The following is a 20,695-nucleotide window of genomic DNA, read 5'->3' on the forward strand; positions in this document are numbered from 1 at the left end:
CCATAGTGGGTGACAGCCCCGTACGCGTAATGCAAATCATCGTCCTCGAGTAAGGCGGGACACGTGAAATCCTGTCTGAAATTGGGGGGACCACCCTCCAAGCCTAAGTACTCGTGCATGACCGATAGCGAACTAGTACCGTGAGGGAAAGGTGAAAAGCACCCCGACAAGGGGAGTGAAAGAGTACCTGAAACCGATTGCCTACAAACAGTGGGAGTCCAAGGTTCGTCCTGGGTGACCACGTACCTTTTGTATAATGGGTCAGCGACTTAGTGTGACGAGCAAGCTTAAACCGCTAGGTGTAGGCGCAGCGAAAGCGAGTCTGAACAGGGCGTTCAGTTCGTCGCATTAGACCCGAAACCGAGTGATCTAGCCATGAGCAGGTTGAAGGTAAGGTAACACTTACTGGAGGACCGAACCCATAACTGTTGCAATAGTTCGGGATGACTTGTGGCTAGGGGTGAAAGGCCAATCAAACTCGGAAATAGCTGGTTCTCCGCGAAATCTATTTAGGTAGAGCGTCGACCGAATACCCCAGGGGGTAGAGCACTGGATGGGCTAGGGGTCCTCACCGGATTACCAAACCTAACCAAACTCCGAATACCTGGGAGTACTAGTCGGCAGACACACGGCGGGTGCTAACGTCCGTCGTGAAAAGGGAAACAACCCTGACCTACAGCTAAGGTCCCCAAGTTATGGCTAAGTGGGAAAGGATGTGAGGATCCCAAAACAACCAGGATGTTGGCTTAGAAGCAGCCATCATTTAAAGAAAGCGTAACAGCTCACTGGTCTAAATAAGGGTCTTTGCGCCGAAAATGTAACGGGGCTCAAGCCATACACCGAAGCTTAGGGTTCGTGAGCAATCACGAGCGGTAGCGGAGCGTTCTGTAAGCTGATGAAGCCATACCCGTGAGGGGTGGTGGAGGTATCAGAAGTGCGAATGCTGACATGAGTAACGTAAGGGGAGTGAGAGACTCCCCCGCCGAAAGTCCAAGGGTTCCTGCTTAAAGCTAATCTGAGCAGGGTTAGCCGGCCCCTAAGTCGAGGCAGAAATGCGTAGACGATGGGAACCACGTTAATATTCGTGGGCCTGGAGGAAGTGACGGATCATTGAGGTAGTCCAATCTTATCGGATTGAACGGGCTGCTGCGTGGTTCCAGGAAATAGCTCCTCCTTATAGACCGTACCCGAAACCGACACTGGTGGACTGGTAGAGTATACCAAGGCGCTTGAGAGAACTATGCTGAAGGAACTCGGCAAATTGCACGCGTAACTTCGGAAGAAGCGTGACCCTTTTCCACGCAAGTGGAGGAGGGTGGCACAGACCAGGGGGTAGCGACTGTTTATCAAAAACACAGGGCTCTGCGAAGTCGCAAGACGACGTATAGGGTCTGACGCCTGCCCGGTGCTGGAAGGTTAAGAGGAGGGGTGCAAGCTCTGAATCGAAGCCCCAGTAAACGGCGGCCGTAACTATAACGGTCCTAAGGTAGCGAAATTCCTTGTCGGGTAAGTTCCGACCTGCACGAATGGCGTAACGACTTCCCCGCTGTCTCCAGCATAGACTCAGTGAAATTGAATTCCCCGTGAAGATGCGGGGTTCCTGCGGTTAGACGGAAAGACCCCGTGCACCTTTACTATAGCTTTACATTGGCATTCGTAGTGGCATGTGTAGGATAGGTGGTAGGCTTTGAAACCTGGGCGCCAGCTCAGGTGGAGCCACCCTTGAAATACCACCCTTATCACTATGGATGTCTAACCGCGGCCCGTTATCCGGGTCCGGGACAATGTATGGTGGGTAGTTTGACTGGGGCGGTCGCCTCCTAAAGAGTAACGGAGGCGCGCGATGGTGGGCTCAGAACGGTCGGAAATCGTTCGCTGAGTGCAATGGCATAAGCCTGCCTGACTGCGAGACTGACAAGTCGAGCAGAGACGAAAGTCGGTCATAGTGATCCGGTGGTCCCGCGTGGAAGGGCCATCGCTCAACGGATAAAAGGTACGCCGGGGATAACAGGCTGATGACCCCCAAGAGTCCATATCGACGGGGTTGTTTGGCACCTCGATGTCGACTCATCGCATCCTGGGGCTGGAGCAGGTCCCAAGGGTATGGCTGTTCGCCATTTAAAGCGGTACGTGAGTTGGGTTCAGAACGTCGTGAGACAGTTCGGTCCCTATCTGCCGTGGGTGTAGGAATATTGAAAGGATCTGTCCCTAGTACGAGAGGACCGGGATGGACGGATCTCTGGTGGACCTGTTGTGGCGCCAGCCGCATAGCAGGGTAGCTATATCCGGACGGGATAACCGCTGAAGGCATCTAAGCGGGAAACCCACCTTAAAACGAGTATTCCCTGAGAACCGTGGAAGACGACCACGTTGATAGGCCGGGTGTGGAAGAGCGGCAACGCTTGAAGCTTACCGGTACTAATAGTTCGATCGGCTTGATCGTTCTCATTCCTTATGCCCATCACCAGCGCAATCCTTTGGATTGCGCCGAGATGGATGGCACAGAAAACAGCTTCTCGAGCAACGTGCGCTTTGCCGACCTGGTGGTTATGGCGGAGCGGCTGCACCCGATCCCATTCCGAACTCGGCCGTGAAACGCTCCAGCGCTGATGGTACTTCGTCTCAAGACGCGGGAGAGTAGGTCGCTGCCAGGTCTGCAAAACGCACGTCGCAAAAATCCAATCTTCTCCTTACATAACAGGCCCGCCATACGGGAGCTCGGGCCGCGCAAGCGGCCCTTTCATTTGGCGGAACCAACTAAGCGCTGACTTGTTTCAAAAGTTGACGCGGGGTGGAGCAGCACCCGTCCGCCCACAAAGGCCAAGGCCTTGAGGACGGACAAACCAACAAGTCCGGGCTGCCCGGCCGGCATTCGCCGTTAAGTTGACGCGGGGTGGAGCAGCCCGGTAGCTCGTCAGGCTCATAACCTGAAGGTCACAGGTTCAAATCCTGTCCCCGCAACCAAATCAAAAACGGCCCGCATCGCGCGGGCCGTTTTGCGTTTGCGGCCCGGCACGGTCGAGACCCTGTTCACGCGGCCGGCGCATGAGCGCTGAGCAGGCGTTCCAATTCAACGGTAGAGTCGCGCAGACAGAATCGACAATTTAACCCGCAGCTCATCCCGCAACAATTGCGGTTTGGGCAAGCCCGCCCGTCCGCCGTCCGTCGGCGGTCTCAGAGCTGCGGACCCTTAGTCGAAACCTGCCGCGGTGCTGCCATAAGGGCGTCGCTCAATTCACACGGTTTTCCGACCCCGCCATCAGCGGTATCTCAAGCCCTCGCCGCAATCCCGTCGCAACGACCGACACCCTGAATTTTCCTGCGAGCGCCTTGTCGAAAATGGCGCCGACGATGATATCGGCGTCGGCGTCGACCTCCTCGCGTATGCGGGTGGCAGCTTCGTCGACCTCGAACAGCGTCATATCAGTGCCGCCTGATATCGAGACAAGGACGCCCTTGGCGCCCATCATGGACGCTTCGTCGAGAAGCGGGTTTGCGATTGCCGCCTCGGCCGCCTTCCTGGCGCGGTCCTCCCCGGTGGCTTCGCCGGTGCCCATCATCGCGCGACCCATATCGCGCATCACCGACTTCACATCGGCGAAGTCGAGATTGATCAGCCCTTCCTTGACGATGAGATCGGTGATGCAGCCGACGCCCGCGTAGAGGACGCGGTCCGCCATGGCGAACGCGTCCGCGAACGTCGTCTTGGCATCGGCGATCCTGAAGAGGTTCTGGTTCGGGATGACGATGACGGTATCGGCGCTCTCGCGGAGCCGCTCGATGCCCTCATTGGCCGCATGCATTCGACGGTTCCCTTCGAACACGAACGGCTTGGTGACGACGGCCACCGTCAGTATTCCCGCGTTGCGCGCGGCCTGCGCTATGACCGGTGCCGCACCGGTTCCAGTTCCGCCTCCCATGCCTGCGGTCACGAAACACATATGCGTTCCCGCGAGATGGTCCATGATTTCGTCGATCGATTCCACGGCAGCGGCATGGCCAACTTCGGGCAGCGATCCTGCACCCAGGCCCTCCGTCACGTGAGCTCCCAATTGGATCAGCCGCGTTGCCTTCGACATGGTGAGCGCCTGAGCATCGGTGTTGGCAACGATAAATTCGGTGCCCTGCAAGCCTTCGGCGATCATGTTGTTGATGGCATTGCCGCCACCGCCGCCAACTCCGATGACGGATATTTTGGGCCTCATCTCGGAGATTACCGGCCTCGTTGCAGTGTTCATTTGCCGTCTCTCCCGTTGAATGCGCAAGCGCAGGGGTCGGTGGAAGGCTTGTTCCCGACGCACTCCAAGACTTTGGACAGTGAGCGAATCAGGACAGCCCAGCGTGCCTAAGGGAATCAGACGGTTGACTCGGCTGCAAGTGTACTATGCAAACTCGCGCATGTTACGCGCCATTGGTTCGCCGTCAGTGCTTCGAAAGTTGTCTGATGTCAGCGTCTCTGGGTAGGGCCGGGGCGATCTTCCTGTTCTACTTCACGCCGATGCCGGCCGTCAGGCCTCCGTCGATCCGGTAGTCCGCACCGGTGCAGAACCCGGCTTTCGACGAACACAGAAAGGCGATGAGTTCCGCCACTTCCTCCGGCTCGCCGATGCGTCCGATGGGGTGGGCTTCGCCGAAGCGCCTGTAGGCGGCCTCGACATCGGCATCGGTGCCATTCTCGCCGCGGGCCGCCTTTTCCAGGATTGGCGAGCGGATCGAGCCAGGGCTGACGGAATTGACGCGAATGCCGGAGCGTGCGTAGTCGAGCGCCAGAGAGCGCGTCAATGTGTGGATGGCACCCTTGGTCGTGGCATAGGCGGCGACGTTCTGCTGGCAGGCAAAGCCCTGCACCGAAGCCACGTTGACAATGGCGCCGCCGCCCCGCTTGATCATTTCCGGGATGCCGAAATGCGCGGTCAGGTAGATCGAGCCGACATTGACTGACATCGCCTGGTTCCAGGTGTCGAAATCGGTGCTGACAGCGGTTCCATATGGATGGACCGCCGCGGAATTGACGATGATATCGAGGCCGCCGAACCGCTCGACACCGGCCGCGACCGCGTCGCGAACCTGATCCGGCACCGAGACGTCGACGGCCATGACCAGCGCCCCGGCGCCGGATCTGTCCAGTTCCGCCGTCATCGCTGCGTTGGCCGCGCGGTCGATGCCGCAAGCGATGATCGCAGCACCCCCTGCCGCAAGACGTCGGGCTGTTGCCAGGCCGATCCCGGTCGTCCCCGTCACCAGAGCGATCTTGCCGTCGAAATCCTTCATTGCGGAAAACTCCTTCATTGGTCGTCGGAAGCCGGCTTTAGTTTGACTTCCATTGTGGCCCAACAATACCTTTCTGTTCTGTTTTTATCGCAAAGGGAAAGTCTCAATGGAACAGTGCTGGCGCTGGTATGGACCGGACGATCCGGTGACGCTCGATCATGTTAAGCAGGCAGCTGCGACAGGCGTGGTGACGGCCCTGCACGACATATATGACGGGCGTGCCTGGCCGCTCGACAGCATTTTGGAGCGCAAGCGGATCATCGAGGCGGCAGGGCTGACCTGGTCGGTCGTCGAGAGCATTCCCGTTCACAACTCGATCAAGATCGGCTCGGCGGAACGGCTTCGCTATGCCGGCTTCTACAAGGACACGATCCGTGCGCTCGCCAAGGCCGGCATTGCGACGATCTGCTACAATTTCATGCCCGTGGTCGACTGGACCCGCACGGATCTGGCCTATCGGCTTCCGACAACGGGTTATGCGCTGCGTTTCGATGCGATCGATTTCGCCGCCTATGACCTGTTTGTGCTGAAGCGCAGGAATGCCGAGGCCGGCTACAGCGCCGCCCGTATCGCCGAGGCGGAATCGCGACTGAAGGAACTGAGCGACGAGCAGATCGACAGGATAGAGCGCAATCTCATTGCCGGCCTGCCGGCGACCGAGCGCAGCTATAATCGCGAAGGCTTTCGCGAGGCATTGGCGGAATATGACTCGATCGGGCCGAAGGAGTTGCGCGACAATCTTGCCTGGTTTTTGCGCGAGATCATTCCGGTGGCCGAGCAGGAGGGAGTGCGCATGTGCATCCATCCCGACGACCCGCCATTCTCGCTCTATGGCTTGCCACGGATCGTTTCGACCGCCGAGGACGCGCGTTTCATCCTTAACGCCGTCGACAGCCCGGCCAATGGGCTGACGTTCTGCACCGCCTCCTACGGTACGCGCGCCGACAACGACATTGTCGGCATGGTCAAGGAATTCGCCGACCGGATCCATTTCGTCCATCTGCGCAATGTAACCATCGAGGATGACGGCTCCTTCTATGAGGCCGAGCATCTGGAGGGCGGCACCGACATGGCGCATGTCATCCTCGCTTTGATGCAGGAAGAGACGCGCCGTCGCAGGGAAGGTCGCGCCGACTGGCGGATTCCGATGCGTCCCGATCATGGCCATCTGCTCGCCGACGATATCGGCAAGACCAGGATCAACCCCGGCTACTCATTGATCGGCCGCCTGAAGGGCCTCGCCGAACTGCGCGGCATCATGCGCGCCGTGGAGCGTTTTGGGCTGGCCTGAGATCGCCAAACAGGAAGCCCAAACGTAGTTTTCCTATGTGAAAATGTCTTGCGCAGGTAAAAATACCTGCTAGTAATCTCGGATCGGGCTAGCGCCCGGTTCGGGAGGAATTTTTCAGGAATGACAAGGCTGCGCGGTCTGGCGTGGGATCATCGACGCTGCTGGGGTCCGCTCGACGCCAGCATCGAGACGTACTGCTCCGACAATCCCGGTCTGGAAATCGAATGGGACCGCCGCAGTCTCTACGAGTTCGGCGAGGGCGTGCTTGGTCCGGTGCTAGGCACCTACGATCTGATCGTATTCGATCATCCCTTTATCGGCGACATCGCCGACGGCGAGTTGATGGTGCCGTTCGACGGCTATTTGTCGGTGGAGCAGCGCCGCTTCTTCGAGCACGACTCGGTCGGCGCGTCCTGGCGATCCTATGCACGGAACGGCCGCCAGTGGGCACTGCCGATCGATGCCGCCTGCCAGGTCGCCTCCTATCGCCCGGATCTCCTGGAGCGCTACGCAGCGGTGCCCACTACTCATGAAGAGGTGCTGGAGCTTGGCCGTCGCGTGCGCAAGGACGGCAAGTGGCTTGGCCTGCCGTTCGTGCCGACGGACGCCATGTGCCTGCTCTTGACGCTCGGCCATCCGCAGGAGAACGGCGAGGAGTTCATTGCAAGGGACAAGGTCGAGCAGGCTGTCGCGCAGTTGCGCCAGCTTGCCGAGCTGTCGCATCCGAATTCGTCGAAATGGAATCCGATCCGCTGCTATAACCACATGATCGCGCATGACGATGTGGTCTATGTGCCGTTCGCCTTCGGCTATGTGAACTATGCCTCGAAGGCCGACAGGCCGTATCTGCGTTTCGCCGATGTGCCGACCCCGCGATCCGCTGGCGCCTTGCTCGGTGGTGCCGGCATCGGGGTCAGCGCCCAATCGAAACACAAACGGGCGGCAATCGACTACGCGCTTTTCCTATGCTCGCCCGGCTACCAGCGCGGCGACTATGTGAAGTCAGGCGGACAGCCGGGATCGCTGGCGGCGTGGAAGGACGCCGAAGTCAACGATCTTTCCGGCAATTTCTTCAGCTCGACGCTTGCGACGATCGAAGCGTCCTACCTGCGCCCGACACATCCGGGCTTCATCACCTTTTTCCGCGAATGCGCTCCGCATGCGGCCGCTGCCATCGCCGGCGGCATGCCCGCGACCGAACTCGCGGATCGGCTGAACCGCCTCTACCGCGAGACCAGACGAGGCCAACCGGAACGGAGCGTCGCATAATGGCCGCCGACATAGCCCAGATCGTCGAAGAAGGCGAAAGCGGCCGCAACGGCTATCGCGTGCCTGCGGTGGAAAAGGCGCTCGATGTCCTGGAGTTCATGGCGTCCAGTGCCGAGCCGCTGACCCAGACCGAGATCGCCGCCGGCCTGGGGCGCTCCATCCATGAGATATACCGCATCCTGCTTCTGCTGGAGAAGCGCGGCTACATCTTCCGGACGCAATCCGACCGCTTCCGCCTTTCGCTAAAACTGTTCGAGCTGGCGCATATGCATCCGCCGGTAAACCGGTTGGTCGAATGCGCGCTGCCGGTGATGCGCGAGCTCTCGGCCAATACCGATCAAAGCTGCCATCTGGTTGTTCGCGAAGGCGAGAGCGCGCTGGTGGTGTTGCAGATCGATTCGCCTTTGCCGATGCGCTACTCGGTCGCGCTCGGCTCGCATTTCCCGATCCTAGAAACGAGCTCCGGCGCAGTGCTGCTCGCACATTCGAACCAGGCCGAGCGCGACCGCATCGTCGAGCGGATTGTGGCCGCCGGCGAGGGGCAGGGCACGCGGGCGGAAATCGAAGCGCGGCTGAACGAGGTCGCAAGGCTCGGCTATGAGATGCGCCCCTCGCTTGCCGTCGAGGCCTGCACCAACGTCTCAATGCCGGTGCGCGATCACACCGGCGCGGTCATTGCCGCGCTCACCGTCCCGTTCCTGCCACAGAAAGCCGCGCGCTTCGATCGCGAAACCGTCTTCGAACGGACGAAAGCGGCAGCCGAGACGATATCGGCGGCGCTGGGCGCAGGTGAAATCATCGCTTCGTCACGTGCCGACCCGGAACGGCGGGACTATCCGTTCAGCAACTAAAAAGATGATAAATAGGGAGAAGAAGATGAATTGGTCCAAATCAATCCTGTTTGCCTCGGCGGCCGCGCTGGCCCTGAGCGCCGCTGCCGCGCAGGCCGAAAACATGCCGAAGCGCATCGGCTACGTCACCAACTACGCCACCCATGAGTGGTATCAGAATGTCATCAAGGGCATGCAGTCTCGCGCCAAGGAACTCGGCATCGAACTCGAGGTGCAGGACGCCAATCTCGACATCGCCAAGCAGGTTTCTGCCGCGGAAGACTTCATGGCCAAGGGCGTCGACGTGCTGATTGTCACGCCTGTCAACGAAGAGGGCGTCGTGCCGCTGCTGCGCCAGGCGAAATCCAACGACGTCCCCGTCGTTCTGGAAGGCAATCCGGTCAAGGGCATGACGACCATGGTCGCGATCTGCGACTATGATACCGGCTACACGGCTGGCGTCGAAGCAGGCAAATACGCCAAGGAAAAGCTCGGCGGCAAAGCCCAGGTGATGAATGTCGGCCTGCCGCTCCTGTCTGCCACCGTCCTGCGTTCGCAAGGTTTCATGGACGGCCTGAAGACCATCATCCCTGACGCGGTCATGGTCCACGATCTCGACGGCGGCGGCAATCCTGACCGCGCGCTCGAAGTGTCTTCGGCGGCGCTTGCCAAGAACGCCGACATCAACATCATCTATGGCATCAACGATTCCTCGTCGCTGGGCGGCCTGCAGGCCTGGAAAGCGGCCGGCAAGTCGCAGGATAATTTGTTGACGGTCGGCACGGGTGGCGAAGGCCTTGCCTTCATCAATGCGATACAGAACGAGCCGTCCTACCGCATCGAAGCCGCGATGTTCCCGGAAAAGGAAGGCTACACCGCCATCGATGCCGCAGTGAAGCTGTTCAACGGCGAAGAGGTGCCCGAGCACATCGTCAGCCCGACCGCGCCGATGAACGGCGACGATTGGAAGAAGTACTACGATTACGACGGCACTGTCCGGACGATCAAATGGGATGCCGTCAACGCGCTTCAGCCGCCGGAAAAGTGCATGAAAACCTCCGCCGACTTGAAGAAGTAGGATCCCAAAATCGCCCTTCCCGCCGAGCGGGAAGGGCAGCGGATCGGATGCCGCCGACAAAACAGGTCAACCGCCCGGTTTAGGCGGCAGGTTTCCAATTGGCGACGGCACCCGATGCCGCCCCGGAAATGAAATGGAAATGAGCGAGCTTACGCAATCTTCCGCGCCAAGGCGTTTCATCGGCGGCCAGCTGCTGGGCAGCAGCCAGCTCGTGCTGGCGATCATCCTTGCCGTGCTCTGCATCGCCATCTCGATCGCGGCTCCACAGTTCTATTCCGAGGCCAATATCATCGCCATCTTGCGCCAATGCGCGCTGGTGCTGATCGTGGCCTCGGGCATGACCATGCTGATCATCACTGCTGAGGTTGATCTCTCGGTCGGGGCGTCGCTCGCTTTTGTCGGCTGTATCGGCATGGCGGTACTCAATTCGACGCACAGCCTCGCGCTCGGCATGCTGGCAGCGCTCGCCTTTGCCGGCGGGGTCGGCCTGTTCAACGGTCTGGTCGTCACCAGGCTCAAGGTGAACTCGCTGATCGCCACCATCGGCACGATGATGATGCTGCAGGGCGGCGTCTACCTGTTCACCCGTGAGGCCGTGCAGAACCATCACCGGCTGGTCAGCTTCACCGATCTCGGTGCCGGCTACATCGGCGCGATCCCGCTGCCCGTCGTCATCGCCGTGGCCATCTTCGCCATCGCAGCCGTGACGCTGCGCTTCACCACGCTTGGCCGTTACCTCTATGCGGTCGGCGCCAATGAGCGTGCGGTTCGTCTTTCCGGAGTGCGCTCGGAACGCCTGAAGCTATTCGCCTTCGTCGTCACCGGCCTGTGCGTCGGGGTTGCCGGCATGATCCTGTCGTCGCTGATGAATGCGGGTCAGCCGACCGCCGGACGCGGCTTCGAGCTGACGGTGATCGCCGCTGTCATCCTTGGCGGCACCAGCCTGCTTGGCGGGCACGGATCGCTGTTCGGCACGCTGCTCGGCGTTCTGGTGCTGAAGGTGATCGACAACGGCATCATCATCCTGGGCTGGAACCAGGACCTGCAGATGGTGGTGCCCGGCGTGGTCATCATTCTGGCAACCTATCTCGACATCATCCGGAACAGAGCCAATGTCCGTTGATTTCCTTCACCCCGGCGAAGGCGCGGCCGTCGACACAAGCATGCCGGCGCTTGAGATGCGCGGCATCGATAAACGCTTTCCGGGCGTGGTGGCGCTGGACAATGTCGACCTCACCCTAGAGCCCGGCAAGATCCACGCCTTGATGGGTGAGAACGGCGCCGGCAAGTCGACGCTCATCAAGATCATGGCCGGGGTCTACGGCAAGGATGCCGGCACCATCCGCATGCACGGTCGCGAGCTAGACATCAAGTCGCCGCGCGACAGCCTGAAAGAAGGCATCAAGGTCGTGTTCCAGGAGATCGCGCTGATCTCCGAATTCACCGTCGCCGAGAACATCTTCCTCGATGGTTATCCGACCGGCAAGGGCGGCTCCATCGACTGGAGGAAAATCCGCGCCGATTCCGCCGCGCTGTTCAACCGCATCGGCTTCAACGTCGATCCGGCGGCGCGGACCGGGTCTCTGCCGGTCAGCCAGCAGCAGATGGTCGAGATCGCCCGCGCTCTCGCCCACGAAGCCCGCGTCGTGGTCATGGACGAGCCGACGTCGTCGCTGACGCCAAACGAGATTTCGCTGCTGTTCACCGTCATCCGCCGGCTGGCCGCGCTCGGCATCGCGGTGCTCTATGTCAGCCACAAGCTCGACGAGGTTTTCGAGATTGCCGACACGGTCACTGTTCTGCGCGACGGTCGGCACGTCTCGACCAAGCCGATCGGCGAGCACACCAACGACACGCTGATCCAGGACATGATCGGCCGCCGCATCGAAAGCCTGTTTCCCCGCAAGCGCGGCGCGCCGGGCAGCAAGGTCGTCCTTTCCGTGCAAGGGCTCAGCACGGCGAAGAAGCTGAAGGACGTGTCCTTCGAGGCGCACGCCGGCGAAGTCCTCGGCTTCTTTGGCTTGATGGGAGCGGGCCGAACCGAGCTTGCCAAGGCGATTGTCGGCTTCGATCCGATCACGTCCGGCACGATTTCCGTCGACGGCCGCCGCTTGCTGCCGCACGACACCCACACGGGCGTCCGGCTCGGCATCGGCCTGCTCACCGAAGACCGCAAGAGCGAAGGGCTGATGGGCGAATTGCCGGTGTACCAGAATGCCAGCCTCGCCTCGCTCGGCGCTTTCGCCCGTATGGGTTTCATCGACAAGGCCGGGGAACGCAAGGCGGTGCAAGACTATGTCGACCGTTTCCGCATCAAGACCCCCAGCCTGTTCCAGCAGATCAAGAATCTGTCCGGCGGCAATCAGCAGAAGGTGCTGATCTCGCGCTGGCTGATGCGGGGCCTGAAAGTGATCGTCGTCGACGAGCCGACCCGCGGTATCGATGTCGGCGCCAAGTCGGAGATCTTCGCGCTCATCGACCGGCTCGCCGGTGAAGGCTTGGCCGTTGTCATGATGACGTCGGAAATGCCCGAGTTGCTGGGCCTTTCCGACCGTGTCGCGGTGATGTGCGAAGGCCGGCTCACCGCGATCATGTCGCGCGACGATGCCACGCAGGAGAAAATCCTCAATGCAGCGATCGGATAAGACGATGACGCTTCGCGGCAGCATTCCCTGTCATCCGGCCGGCGCCTTCGAAGGGAGCAAGCGATGAGCCTGGCAAGCACGGACACCATGAAAGCCGGGCCGTCCATGTTGGCGCGGCTCTTCGCGCGGCAGGAACTGGCGCTGCTCCTCTGCCTCATCCTGGTGATCGCGTTCTTTTCCTTCACCGCCGAGAATTTCTTCTCCGTGCGCAACATGACCAACGTGCTCGGGCAGGCGTCCCTGGCGCTGACCGCCGGCATCGGCTGCGCCATCGTCTTCATGTCCGGCGAGGTCGACATTTCGATCGGATCGCTGCTGGCGACCATCGCCCTGCCGCTGATCATCATCATGAACGATACGAACTCGCTTGCGCTCAGCGTTGGCGGTGCGCTGCTGTTCGGGCTGATCATCGGTGTGGTGAATGGCTATCTCACCGCCTATGCTGGCATCAACTCGCTGATCGTCACCCTGGGCACGATGTTCATCATGCGCGGCGGCGTCTATCTTTATACCGGCCAGCGCGCGATCCCCGACGATGCCGCTCTCGACAGCTTCATCGCGCTGTCGGATGGCCGCCTGTTCAATGTCGTTCCCTATTCGGCGGTGATTGCGATCGTCCTGCTCGCCGCCTTCGCCTACATGATGCAGCACCGGCCGTTCGGGCGGCAGATCTATGCCGTCGGCGGAAACCCGGAAGTGGCGCGGCTCGCCGGCTATGATGTGCGCCGCGTCAAGTTCATCTGCTTCATCATCAGCGCGCTGCTGGCGACGGTTGCCGGCATCATCCTGGCGGCCCGCGTCGGCTCGGCGCAGCATACGGCGGGACTGAATTTCGAGTTCCAGGTTGTTGCCGCGACGGTGCTCGGCGGGGTGAGCCTTGCCGGCGGCATCGGCAGCCTGACCGGCATGGCGCTCGGCGTGCTGATCCTGCAGTTCCTGTCCAACGGGCTGCGCGGGCTCGGCCTGCCGACCGAGTGGCAGCTGGTCATCACCGGCATGATCATCATTGCCGCGGTCGCTTTCGACGAAGCGAAGCGCCGGCGCATCATTGGAGGCTGACATGGATCGTCTCAAAGGGAAAACCGCCGTCATTACGGGTGCCGCCGACGGCATCGGCCATGCGATTGCAGAGGCGATGGCAAGGGAAGGCGCGCATGTCTTCCTGAGCGACATCGCCGACGAGAGGGGTGAACATTTCGCAGCTGAACTGCGCGCCGCCGGCCACCGTGCCGACTACCTGCATTGCGACGTGTCCAAGGAAGCCGACATCGCCGACCTCATCGACACGGCCTTCAAGAAGGCCGGCCATCTCGACGTGCTGGTCAACAACGCAGCCATCGCCATCGGCGGCATGCCGGTGCATGAGATGACCGACGAGCAATGGCACCGGCTGATCGCAGTCAACCTGACCAGCGTTTTTCGCGGCTGCAAATACGCTCTGCCGCACATGATCGCGCAGAAATCGGGCTCGATCATCAACATGGCCTCGGCGCAGGGGCATATCGGGCTCGATGGCTGGACCGCCTATGCCGGGGCCAAGGGCGCGGTGATGGCGATGACACGCCAGATGGCGGTCGAGTTCGGCCCGTTCAACATCCGCGTCAACTCGATCTCGCCGGGCACCATCAACACGCCGATGAACGATAAGCTGATCAAGGAGATCGGCGGCAATCTCGCCAAGGCCTGGGTCAAGATGCATCCGCTCGGCCGCATCGGCAAGCCCTCCGAAGTGGCCGAAGCCGCTGTCTATCTGGCTTCGGATGCCGCCGGCTTCACCACCGGAACCGACCTGCGCGTCGATGGCGGGCTCACAGCCGCGCCGCGCTATGTTCCCGATCTGCTTTGACAACACGAAACGAGACATGAAATGAACAAGGCCCTCGAAGGCGTCCGCATCCTCGATTTCAGCCATCTGCTGCAGGGGCCATTCGCCACGCAGCTGCTCGGCGACATGGGCGCCGACGTCATCAAGATCGAGCGCGCCGGCGCCGGCGATATGTTCCGCAGCATGACCTTCTTCGCCAAATGGGTCGGCGGCTCCGAGAGCCCGAACTTCCTCGCCTGGAACCGCAACAAGCGCTCGATCGCGCTCAATCTGAAGAGCCGCAAGGTGCATGCGATCGTCATGGACATGGCCAAGAAGGCCGACGTCGTCGTGCAGAATTTTCGCCCCGGCGTGCTGGCCAAGCTCGGTTATGGCTACGAGGACTTCAAGGCAGTCAATCCCGGCATCATCTATTGCTCGGGCTCCGGCTATGGTGAGGAAGGCCCTTATGTCGAGCGCCCCGGCCAGGACATGCTGATCCAGGGGCTGTCCGGGCTGATCTCCAACACCGGCCGTGGTGACCAGGCTCCTGTTCCGGCGGGTGCCGGTCTCGCCGACCAGATCGGCGCGATGAACATGGTCTACGGCATATTGTCGGCGCTCTACTATCGCGAGAAGACCGGCAAGGGCCAGAAGATCGAGGTCAATTTGCTGGCCGGCCTGCTGGCGCATCTCAACCAGGAATATGTCGCCGTGCTCAATCTCGGCGAGGACTTCGTGCGCCCGAATTCCGGTATCGGCCATCCCGGCATGCAGGCGCCGTTCGGCATCTACGAAACGAAGGATGGCGGCTATTTGTCGATCGCCATGAGCCCGTTCAAGACGCTGTATCAGACGTTGGAGGCGCCGCAGCTTGCAGTCTACGACGATCTGAAGACGCTGTTCGACAAGCGCGACGAGGTGTTCGAGAAGGTCAATGCCGAGACCAGGAAGTTTGCGACGCAGGATCTGCTGGCGCGGCTGCTGGCAGTCGACATCTGGTGCGCCGAGGTGAAGGATATCCGCCGCGCGGCGGAGGATCCGCAGGTCAAGCACATGGGCATGATCACCAGCTATGATCATCCGCGCGGCGGTAAGGTGAAGGTGGTCGCGCCGGCCGTCAAGATGAGCGAGACGCCGGCAACCATCGAACGGCCAGCCCCGCTGGTCGGCCAGCATGGCCGCGAGATCCTGGCCGAGTTCGGCCTGTCGAAGGACGAGATCGCCGCCCTGGAAGCATCCGGCGACATGACCGTGGACGCTGCCTGACGATGCCCGTCTATCAGACACTTACGGTCGAAATCTCGGGTCGCGTCGCGGTCGTCACTTTTCGGCGCGCCGACCAGCTCAACGCCATGAACCGGCTGATGCAAGGCGAGATCATCGATGTTTTCGAGGCGCTGTCCGGGGATGACGATGTCGGTGCGATCGTTGTGACCGGCGAAGGACGCGGCTTCATGGCTGGCGCCGACATCAAGGAATACGCCGCCCAGACGGCTGCCGAGTTCGACGCCTTCCAGGCCGCCGGCACGCGCATGTATGCGGCGATCGAGAACAACCGCAAGCCGGTGATTGCGGCGGTCAATGGCTTTGCGCTGGGCGGCGGCATGGAACTGGTGCTGTGCTGCGACATCGTGATCGCCAACCAGTTCGCGAAACTCGGCCTACCGGAGATCAAACTCGGACTGATCCCCGGCGGCGGCGGCACACAGCGCAGCGTCCAAAAACTCGGCCGCAACCGCGCCAATCTCCTGCTGATGACCGGTGCCATCGTGCCGGCTTCCGAATTCATCGACGCTGGACTGGTCAACGAGGTCGTCGACGTCGAAAGGCTGATGCCGCGGGCGCTGGAACTCGCCGAGATGATCGCCGCCGAACCGGCTGCAGCGATCGAGGGACTGAAAGCGTTGACGGCGCATGCCGTATCGGGCGACCTGGCCGATGGCCTCGCCATGGAACGCGACATTCTGGGCGGGCTTTATCGCAGCGAGATCGGCCAGCAGCGAGTGAAGGCGTTCGCCGAGAAAAGCGCCGCGCGGGCGAAGGCTGCGCAATGATATCCCTGGTCAAGCCGAACCGGCCGCGCTTCACCGATGTCGAAGGGCTGGCTGCTTTGGTTGAAAGTGGCGACGTCATCGGCGTCGGCGGCCACCATTTCGCCCGGCTGCCGATCGCCTTGCTGCGCGCCATCGCCGGCTCTGATATCAAGGATTTGCGCTACGTGTGCTGGGCCGGTGGGCTGCCGCTCGAGTTGCTTCTCGAAGCGGATGCGGTAGCGGAAATCGACCTCTGCTTTTCCAGCCTGGACATTTTCGGCCTGCCGCCGCGTTTCCGCGCGGCTGCCGAGACGAATGCCGTGCCCGTTCGCGACTGGACGGCGCTGGCGATGATCCAGGCCTTGCGGGCTGCGCAGCAGAACCTGCCGTCGATGCCGTTTCAGCTTCCGCAGGGCTCGGACATGCTCGCGCGTGTGCCGGGCGCACTCGCCGCTCCCGATCCCGTTGCCAAGACCGAGACCGGGTTCATCCCGCCGCTGTGGCTCGACACGTTCGTCGTCCATGCCCAGCGCGCTGACGAGAGCGGCAATGTGCAGATCATCGGGCCGCGGGCGCTGGACTTCGCGATGGCGGGCGCGGCGCGCCAGGTGCTGGTCACGGTCGAGGAAATCGTTCCGGTCGGGGCGCTGCGGCATGACGGCCGCCAGAGCATTCTCACCCGGAACCAGGTTTCGGCCATAGCGCTGGCGCCGAGCGGCGCCTATCCGGCCTCCTGCCTGCCGTTCTATGTCACCGATTATCAAGCGTTATCGGCGGCGTTCGCGTCTAGGGAAACACCTTTGGCCGACAGTCTGCGTCTACCTTCCGAAGGCATACCGGAGCTGGTTCAGGATGCTGCGAAAATCCGCGCCGAAACGGCCCTCGCAATGCCCGCTCTCGCGCAGGGCGAAAAGAAAGCGTCGATCGACGAGATCATCGCCGCCCGTATCGCCGCCGAGCTCGACAATGAGAGCTTTGCCAGTGCCGGCGCGGTGTCGCCGCTGGCCAACGTCGCCTACCGGCTGGCCAAGGCGACGCACGCGCCGGATATGATCATCGCGACGATGAGTTGCGGCCATCTCGACATAGCGCCGAGCCCGATGATCCTGTCGCTGATCGAAAGCCTCGATTGCGAGATGGCAGTGGCGCATGCCGGTGGCGACGACACCTACTCGACCTACTATCAGGCCGGTGCGGTGACCCATGAGATCGTCGGGGCCGCGCAAGTCGATCGACGCGGTCGCGTCAACACCATCGCGCTGCGCAAGCGCGACGGCAGCCTCATCCGGCTGCCCGGGCAGGGCGGCATGGCCGATGTCGCCAACATGCATCGCGACTATTTGCTCTACGTTCCCCGCCATTCTGTGCAGTCGCTGGTCGAGACGGTCGAGATCGCCAGTTCGGCGCGCGGCTTGCTCACCCAGAATGAACGCGAGCCGATGGGCTATCGGACCGGCGAGGCGCTGGTGTTCACCGATCTTTGCGTCTTTCGGCTCGACCGGTCGAGCCGGGAATTGATCGTCATCGAAATCATGCCTGAGATCACGCAGCAGCAGATCCGTGATGCTACCGGTTTTCCCGTGACATTCGATGCGGACTGCCGGGAAATTCCGCTCCCCTCGAACGACACACTTGGTGTCCTGCGAAACCGGATCGATCCCCTCGGCCTGCGCCGCCTGGAATTCGTCAGCGCCAAGGAGCGTGGCGCGCTGATCGCCGAGATTCTTGCCGCCGACAGCATCATGGTCGAGCGCTGCATCGCCGCGCAGACCGCAGGAGGCTGAGGCTCCCATGGCAAAGCCGTTGCTTGAAATGGCCGCCGCCCGGGTCTTCTTCGACGGCATCTTCACAACTCCGCGCGTGGCCCATCCGGAGGGCGTGGCCGTCCACCGCGACGGGTCCGTCTGGTGCGGCACCGAAACCGGCGATCTCTTGCGGCTGGCCGCCGATGGCGGCTCGGTCGAACGCGTGGGTGGCACGGAAGGTTTTCTGCTCGGTATTGCTTTCGACAGCGTGGGAAACTGTTTTGCCTGCGATTTGAAGCATTCTGCGATCTTTCACTGGAATGCCGGGACGGGCCTTATGGAACGCTTCGCCTCGGCCGGCATCCGCGTGCCGAACTATCCGATCGTCGACGAGACACGAGGCTGGCTCTACGTGTCGGACAGCGTAGGCGAAGACAATCGCTCCGGCATCTTCCGCTACGACCTCAAGACGGGCGACGGCGGCCTGTGGTGCCGCGAAACCATGGCCTTTGCCAACGGCATGGCGATGGCACCGGACGGCAGCGGGCTTTATGTCGTGGAAAGCAATGCAGCGTGCATTAGCTATGTGCCGATCCTGGCTGACGACACGGCTGGCGCCAGGCAGCTCGTTGTCGAAGGCGTGCACAATGTCCCTGACGGAGTGGCTTTTGCGCCCGACGGCTCGCTTTTCATTTCATGTTACGAGCCAAGCCGGATCTATCGCTGGTGGCCGATGGCTTGACGATACAAGCTCGGCCTTGCGCCGTGACGTCTCCAGCCCGATGGCGATGAAGCGGCGTGCATGCCGGGCCAGCTCCATATTGTCGGCCCACAGATTGCGCCAGATGGCGGTCTTCTTCGACAGGTTCTCGTCAACGATTTCCGACGAGAAGGATTCGAAGCTGAGATCATCGCCATAGCCGATTGCGGTCAGCGCATCGAAGATCGCGGCAAAGTCGATGTTGCCGGTGCCGAGGAAGCCGCGATGGCTCTCGCCTATATGGACATAGCCGATCTTCTTCGCGGCATGGCGGATGGCCAGCCCGACATCGGCCTCCTCGATGTTCATATGGAAGCTGTCGAGATGCAGGAAGATATTGTCGGAACCGGTGTCCTCGATGAAGGCCAACCCTTGCGCCGCGGTGTTGAGCAGATTGCTCTCGAAGCGATTGACGATCTCGAGGTTGAGCGTGACGCCGGCGGCCTTAGCGGTCTCCGCGACCTTGGCGAGCGTTCCGGCACTGCGGTTCCATTGATCGCGCGTCGGCGCCTGCGTCTGCAATCCATGGCCGGTGCTGAGGATGCCGGCGACCTTCTGACCACCCAGATCGCGGGTCAGCGAAATGGTATCATTGAGGATTTCGACGCCGCGCGCGGCAATCGTCTTGTCGGCGCTCGAAATGTCGCCGTCGGCCGGCAGTCCGATGCTGATCGCCACGCCGAGATTGAGGTCGGCGATGCGCTTGGCCAGCCCGCCAATGTCGACATTGGCAGGGTCGAGATAGGAGAATTCGATCAGGTCGAAGCCGGCCTCTTTGGTGTTGGCCAGCGTCCGTTCGAGGTCGCCTTGCGCCGAGCTTGCCGACCAGACGAAAGAATGGATTCCAATGCGCGACATAATCGTCTCCGGTTGCGCGGGAGCATCGGACCCAAAAGTGGAAATCCGATGCTCAACAAAAAATGGTGCGGCCGGTCAGCCCGGCCGCACCAGCCTTGGGAGGCTTAGCGGGCTGCGGTCCAGCCCTTGTAGTCCTTCAGGTTCTCGGCTGTGATCAGCTGCGGGTCGAGCAGCACCGTCGCCTCGGCCGGCTTTTTGCCGGCAAGCACTTCAGCCGCCATCTGCAGCGACTGGCCAGCCATCACATAGGGGTCCTGCGAAGCCGAAGCCTTGATCATCGATGTGCCGGACGAGAGCTCCTTCTCGATGTCGGGCGCGCCGTCGACCGCGGTGAAGATGAACTCCGAGCGGTTGAGCTGCTTGGCCGCAAGCTGGGCGCCGATCGCCGTCGGATCGTTGATGGCGAACACCGCGTCGATCTTGTCGAAACGGGTCAGCAGCGACTGGAACACCTTCAGGCCGCCGTCGCGCGAGCCTTCGGCATTCTGGTCGTCGGAGAGGATCTTGATATCCGGGTGCTTCGCGAGAACGTCCTTGCAGCCCTTGACCCGCTCCAGGATCGACGACGATGCCGGGCCATTCAGGATGACATAGTCGCCCTTGCCGCCGGTATGGTCGACCAGATACTGGCAGGCCGCTTCGCCGGCCTTGACGTTGTTGGTCATCACGGTGACGTCGGCGCCCGGCGCCGAAACGTCGAACGCGGCAACCACGATGCCCGCCGCCTGCGCCTTCTTCACCGCCGGCGCGATCGCCTTGGCATCGACGGCATTGAGCATGATCACGTCGACGCCGGCGGCGATGAAGGAGTCGACCTGCGAGACCTGCTTATTGAGGTCGTAGTCGGCCGACACCGACGTCACCTCGACATTCGGGTTGATCTTCTTGGCCGCGTCTTCGATGCCTTTGATGGTGGCGACGAAGAACGGGTTGCCGAGCAGGCCGACCGAGATGCCGACCTTGTTCAGATCCTTGGCCGAAGCCGGTGCGATGGCGACTGCCGCAAGGGCAACGCCGCAGAGCAGTTTAGCGATGGTCTTCATTCTTTCCTCCTGATGCCCCGCGCCTCTCACGGTGCGTTACATGAAACCGGGTCGTTGACGCCGGC

16 protein-coding genes, 1 tRNA gene and 2 rRNA genes (1 of these 19 cut by a window edge) are annotated in these 20,695 nt (G+C 61.5%); 15 read left to right on the plus strand and 4 right to left on the minus strand.

Annotated elements, in window-relative coordinates; translation table 11 throughout:
- The 3 genes from EJ075_RS14425 to EJ075_RS14435 all read left to right on the plus strand — a co-directional run.
- Positions 1-2,443: ribosomal RNA gene (locus tag EJ075_RS14425) — 23S ribosomal RNA — on the plus strand (it extends 426 nt beyond the left edge of the window).
- A gap of 96 nt (positions 2,444-2,539) precedes the next feature.
- Positions 2,540-2,654 (plus strand): 5S ribosomal RNA (gene rrf / locus EJ075_RS14430).
- Positions 2,655-2,887: 233 nt separating this feature from the next.
- A tRNA-Met gene (locus tag EJ075_RS14435) sits at positions 2,888-2,964 on the plus strand.
- Between the two features lie 266 nt (positions 2,965-3,230).
- Here EJ075_RS14435 and ftsZ read toward each other — a convergent pair.
- Positions 3,231-4,238, minus strand: coding sequence for a cell division protein FtsZ (ftsZ, locus tag EJ075_RS14440; RefSeq protein ID WP_095488178.1), 1,008 nt, complete (start codon positions 4,236-4,238; stop codon positions 3,231-3,233).
- Between the two features lie 247 nt (positions 4,239-4,485).
- The gene (locus EJ075_RS14445; RefSeq protein ID WP_126104792.1) at positions 4,486-5,271 is read right to left on the minus strand and encodes an SDR family oxidoreductase; all 786 of its coding nucleotides are present in this window, start codon (positions 5,269-5,271) and stop codon (positions 4,486-4,488) included.
- Between the two features lie 106 nt (positions 5,272-5,377).
- On the opposite strand from EJ075_RS14445, the gene uxuA reads away from it, so the two are divergent.
- The 12 genes from uxuA (at position 5,378) to EJ075_RS14505 (ending at position 18,711) form a co-directional block, all read left to right on the plus strand.
- Positions 5,378-6,562 carry a mannonate dehydratase gene (gene uxuA / locus EJ075_RS14450; RefSeq protein WP_126104793.1) on the plus strand — a complete coding sequence of 395 codons (1,185 nt, stop codon included), beginning with the start codon at positions 5,378-5,380 and terminating at the stop codon, positions 6,560-6,562.
- A 120-nt stretch (positions 6,563-6,682) separates the two neighbouring features.
- Positions 6,683-7,831 (plus strand): extracellular solute-binding protein, encoded by a 1,149-nt coding sequence (locus EJ075_RS14455; RefSeq protein WP_126104794.1) that lies wholly within the window; start codon positions 6,683-6,685, stop codon positions 7,829-7,831.
- Entirely contained in the window at positions 7,831-8,682 is an 852-nt protein-coding gene (locus tag EJ075_RS14460; protein ID WP_126104795.1) for an IclR family transcriptional regulator, read from the plus strand. The genes EJ075_RS14455 and EJ075_RS14460 overlap by 1 nt, the downstream gene beginning before the upstream one ends.
- Before the next feature lie 25 nt (positions 8,683-8,707).
- Positions 8,708-9,739, plus strand: a complete 1,032-nt coding sequence (locus tag EJ075_RS14465) for a sugar ABC transporter substrate-binding protein (protein WP_126104796.1) — start codon at positions 8,708-8,710, stop codon at positions 9,737-9,739.
- 139 nt (positions 9,740-9,878) lie between these two features.
- Positions 9,879-10,862: an ABC transporter permease gene (locus EJ075_RS14470; protein WP_126104797.1), complete on the plus strand. Its 984-nt coding sequence runs from the start codon at positions 9,879-9,881 to the stop codon at positions 10,860-10,862.
- The gene (locus EJ075_RS14475; RefSeq protein ID WP_126104798.1) at positions 10,852-12,384 is read left to right on the plus strand and encodes a sugar ABC transporter ATP-binding protein; all 1,533 of its coding nucleotides are present in this window, start codon (positions 10,852-10,854) and stop codon (positions 12,382-12,384) included. Before EJ075_RS14470 ends, EJ075_RS14475 begins: the two co-directional genes overlap by 11 nt.
- A 63-nt stretch (positions 12,385-12,447) precedes the next feature.
- The gene (locus EJ075_RS14480) at positions 12,448-13,443 is read left to right on the plus strand and encodes an ABC transporter permease (RefSeq protein ID WP_126104799.1); all 996 of its coding nucleotides are present in this window, start codon (positions 12,448-12,450) and stop codon (positions 13,441-13,443) included.
- Between the two features lies 1 nt (position 13,444).
- Positions 13,445-14,230, plus strand: a complete 786-nt coding sequence (locus EJ075_RS14485) for an SDR family oxidoreductase (protein WP_126104800.1) — start codon at positions 13,445-13,447, stop codon at positions 14,228-14,230.
- 21 nt (positions 14,231-14,251) lie between these two features.
- Entirely contained in the window at positions 14,252-15,457 is a 1,206-nt protein-coding gene (locus EJ075_RS14490) for a CaiB/BaiF CoA-transferase family protein (protein ID WP_126104801.1), read from the plus strand.
- 2 nt (positions 15,458-15,459) lie between these two features.
- Positions 15,460-16,245 carry an enoyl-CoA hydratase/isomerase family protein gene (locus EJ075_RS14495; protein WP_126104802.1) on the plus strand — a complete coding sequence of 262 codons (786 nt, stop codon included), beginning with the start codon at positions 15,460-15,462 and terminating at the stop codon, positions 16,243-16,245.
- The gene (locus EJ075_RS14500; RefSeq protein ID WP_245458154.1) at positions 16,242-18,008 is read left to right on the plus strand and encodes a CoA-transferase; all 1,767 of its coding nucleotides are present in this window, start codon (positions 16,242-16,244) and stop codon (positions 18,006-18,008) included. The genes EJ075_RS14495 and EJ075_RS14500 overlap by 4 nt, the downstream gene beginning before the upstream one ends.
- A 7-nt stretch (positions 18,009-18,015) precedes the next feature.
- On the plus strand, positions 18,016-18,711 hold the full coding sequence (locus tag EJ075_RS14505; RefSeq protein WP_126104803.1) for an SMP-30/gluconolactonase/LRE family protein: 696 nt from the start codon (positions 18,016-18,018) through the stop codon (positions 18,709-18,711).
- On the opposite strand, the gene EJ075_RS14510 is transcribed toward EJ075_RS14505, so the two are convergent.
- Both EJ075_RS14510 and EJ075_RS14515 read right to left on the minus strand, forming a co-directional pair.
- A complete protein-coding gene (locus EJ075_RS14510; protein WP_126104804.1) occupies positions 18,664-19,587 on the minus strand; it encodes a sugar phosphate isomerase/epimerase in 924 nt (307 codons plus the stop codon). The two genes, EJ075_RS14505 and EJ075_RS14510, sit on opposite strands and share 48 nt — an antisense overlap.
- A gap of 104 nt (positions 19,588-19,691) precedes the next feature.
- Complete coding sequence (locus tag EJ075_RS14515) at positions 19,692-20,630, minus strand: ABC transporter substrate-binding protein (protein ID WP_126104805.1); 939 nt, start codon at positions 20,628-20,630, stop codon at positions 19,692-19,694.
- Positions 20,631-20,695: the final 65 nt, after the last annotated feature.

Origin of the sequence: Mesorhizobium sp. M6A.T.Cr.TU.016.01.1.1 (assembly GCF_003952585.1) — a bacterium.
GTDB lineage: Bacteria > Pseudomonadota > Alphaproteobacteria > Rhizobiales > Rhizobiaceae > Mesorhizobium > Mesorhizobium mediterraneum.

What these genes read in the sequence shown, in the direction of transcription:
- EJ075_RS14495 (WP_126104802.1), top strand. Translation starts at nt 15,460, where the DNA reads ATGCCCGTCTATCAGACACTTACGGTCGAAATCTCGGGTCGCGTCGCG.
- EJ075_RS14515 (WP_126104805.1), bottom strand. Translation starts at nt 20,630, where the DNA reads ATGAAGACCATCGCTAAACTGCTCTGCGGCGTTGCCCTTGCGGCAGTC.
- EJ075_RS14505 (WP_126104803.1), top strand. Translation starts at nt 18,016, where the DNA reads ATGGCAAAGCCGTTGCTTGAAATGGCCGCCGCCCGGGTCTTCTTCGAC.
- EJ075_RS14475 (WP_126104798.1), top strand. Translation starts at nt 10,852, where the DNA reads ATGTCCGTTGATTTCCTTCACCCCGGCGAAGGCGCGGCCGTCGACACA.
- EJ075_RS14460 (WP_126104795.1), top strand. Translation starts at nt 7,831, where the DNA reads ATGGCCGCCGACATAGCCCAGATCGTCGAAGAAGGCGAAAGCGGCCGC.
- EJ075_RS14480 (WP_126104799.1), top strand. Translation starts at nt 12,448, where the DNA reads ATGAGCCTGGCAAGCACGGACACCATGAAAGCCGGGCCGTCCATGTTG.
- EJ075_RS14500 (WP_245458154.1), top strand. Translation starts at nt 16,242, where the DNA reads ATGATATCCCTGGTCAAGCCGAACCGGCCGCGCTTCACCGATGTCGAA.
- EJ075_RS14490 (WP_126104801.1), top strand. Translation starts at nt 14,252, where the DNA reads ATGAACAAGGCCCTCGAAGGCGTCCGCATCCTCGATTTCAGCCATCTG.
- EJ075_RS14470 (WP_126104797.1), top strand. Translation starts at nt 9,879, where the DNA reads ATGAGCGAGCTTACGCAATCTTCCGCGCCAAGGCGTTTCATCGGCGGC.
- ftsZ (WP_095488178.1), bottom strand. Translation starts at nt 4,238, where the DNA reads ATGAACACTGCAACGAGGCCGGTAATCTCCGAGATGAGGCCCAAAATA.
- EJ075_RS14485 (WP_126104800.1), top strand. Translation starts at nt 13,445, where the DNA reads ATGGATCGTCTCAAAGGGAAAACCGCCGTCATTACGGGTGCCGCCGAC.
- EJ075_RS14455 (WP_126104794.1), top strand. Translation starts at nt 6,683, where the DNA reads ATGACAAGGCTGCGCGGTCTGGCGTGGGATCATCGACGCTGCTGGGGT.
- EJ075_RS14445 (WP_126104792.1), bottom strand. Translation starts at nt 5,271, where the DNA reads ATGAAGGATTTCGACGGCAAGATCGCTCTGGTGACGGGGACGACCGGG.
- EJ075_RS14465 (WP_126104796.1), top strand. Translation starts at nt 8,708, where the DNA reads ATGAATTGGTCCAAATCAATCCTGTTTGCCTCGGCGGCCGCGCTGGCC.
- uxuA (WP_126104793.1), top strand. Translation starts at nt 5,378, where the DNA reads ATGGAACAGTGCTGGCGCTGGTATGGACCGGACGATCCGGTGACGCTC.
- EJ075_RS14510 (WP_126104804.1), bottom strand. Translation starts at nt 19,587, where the DNA reads ATGTCGCGCATTGGAATCCATTCTTTCGTCTGGTCGGCAAGCTCGGCG.